Source organism: Bradyrhizobium sp. WYCCWR15520 (assembly GCF_056174665.1).
On sequence record NZ_JBWBWM010000133.1, the window covers coordinates 1 to 1,992 of the forward strand.

The following is a 1,992-nucleotide window of genomic DNA, read 5'->3' on the forward strand; positions in this document are numbered from 1 at the left end:
ACGTCGATCCGTTCGCCTGGCTCACCCTCACGCTTCAGCGTATCGCCAACGGCTGGCCGAGCAGCGAAATCGACGCGCTTATGCCATGGAACCACGCCGCCTGACGGCCTCAGCTTGCCGCTTACGGAGCCACCGACTGAGTAGGCCGTTCACCGCCATCGGCTGACCGACTAGGATCATGTCAATCACTTCATGTCGGACCATCCGAGCGTCGTCAGCCGGTAGCAGGTGGCGTATTGCAACGCGCAGCTCTCGCGAATGTGCAATAATTGATGTGCTGAAGTTTGATGCACATAACAGAAACGCCTTGCTCGAGATCATTTTCTGCAGGCGGCATCGTGCCAACGCTGCATGGTCGAGGATCAACTGAGCCATCACCTCGTGAGGACCGCCTGCGCTCCAGCCGGCAGCTCCGGCCACGCGGTTACCAATAGCGTTGGCATCGTCTTCCTGACATGCTGTCTTGCGCGCCACGAGTCCCTCCCCGATCCTGGTTGCGAGAGGCTCCGGATGGCGCCAGAAACCAGGGCAGCTGCTGGCATTCGATCCCGAGGCGAGCTCGAGAATTGGAGAGAGCGCCGCAAGTGCGTCGACGCTGCGAAACGGCTGAACTGTCACAGGTTGAGGGTGAGGACCATATCCGCCGATCGAAGATCCATGCTGGAACCTACAGCAACGATCCGCTTGCGATCCATCCAGCGTGCAGCGAAAGACGGTAGCATCATCCTTGCCGACAGCTCCGTGAGTGAACTCGGCGACCAAACCAAGGAGGATGCCGATAAGAACCCTCGCGAAGGCCAGTCCTATGGACGGCCTCAATTAAAACGAGGAAGGGCCTCACGGCGCGGTAGGCAATCGGCCGCTAATCTTGCTGCACAACCACATCCGCGCCACCAGCCGGCCAACGTGATCAGGGCAAATTCTAGCTTCAGGTAGTCCCAAAATTCGGTCTCGCCGCACCACGCCCCGAGAGCCAAACTGCTGCTGGATCCAGTGGCAGGTCAACCGGAGCCATCACTGTTCACGAATGAAACAGTGCTGCCCTTCAAGCGGCAACTAGGCTAAGACGACCTCGATGATCTTCAACCTGTGTTGCTAGAGCAAGCGGCCAAGCTCGCGCGTGACACACGATCCAACCAGAGTCTTCAAATACACCTTGATCAGATGGCGAGCTTCACATTGTCCCTTGGAGACAAACGCTTAGCGGCATCATCCTACTTCTTTATCGTGATCAAGCGCTACCAAATATGATAGGTACGACCTGTTGGTGGTTGTGATACTTTCCTGATGGTTCATGATCGAAGCTGAGTAGCATTGCAATCCTTTCAGGCCAGGAGATGTCGAATGCCCGCGATAACAACCGGAGACGAGAAACGCGAACGACAGACACGCCCAGAGCCCGCACTGGCGCCAGCATCAGCCTCTGATAAAGGTGGCGCCGCGCATGGCACTGGAGAATCGGCAGAAGCCGCATCGCGCATTTCACTTATGTTTCCGGTCTGGCAAACATCGATCGAATCGACAGCAAATCTGTTCGCAGCGGCACTAAACGATGGACTCAAACTGATTGCTTCCTCTCTGCACGTTCAGGCCACTTATCTCAAAAATGTTGCCGACTCCAAAACTCCCTCTGACCTACTGAGGTGCCACCTGGATCTTGCGGAGCAATCCTGGTCGAAATCGTTCAGTCAAGGCTCGAAGATGTTGGATCATTTTAGAACGCACCCATCATCTGCGGTAAGGTAAGCTATCGCCAAGATCGAATAGGGACCGCGCTCTATTCCCTGCGGGGCGGTACATGCGGCTGGCGATCGTATAGAGCGCCTTCAATGGCTCCAACCGGACCCGTCCGCTACCGCCTATGGTTGATCTTCCCCCGAAAAAATGGACAGGGTTAAGCTGCTTTTAGCTCCATCTCGATCGGGCTGATAAAGCCGATGGCGGAGTGACGACGAGTCCGATTGTAGAAGCCCTCGATATAGGCAAAGATAT

General features: G+C 56.1%; 2 protein-coding genes. Both read left to right on the forward strand.

All coding sequences use genetic code 11. The annotated features are described in order from the left end of the window. Nucleotides 1-104: transposase domain-containing protein (locus tag AC0QUY_RS42475; protein WP_474417230.1), on the forward strand; the 104-nt coding region annotated here is incomplete at its 5' end. A gap of 1,240 nt (nt 105-1,344) precedes the next feature. Beyond that, entirely contained in the window at nt 1,345-1,746 is a 402-nt protein-coding gene (locus AC0QUY_RS42480; RefSeq protein WP_161855626.1) for a hypothetical protein, read from the forward strand. Nucleotides 1,747-1,992: the final 246 nt, after the last annotated feature.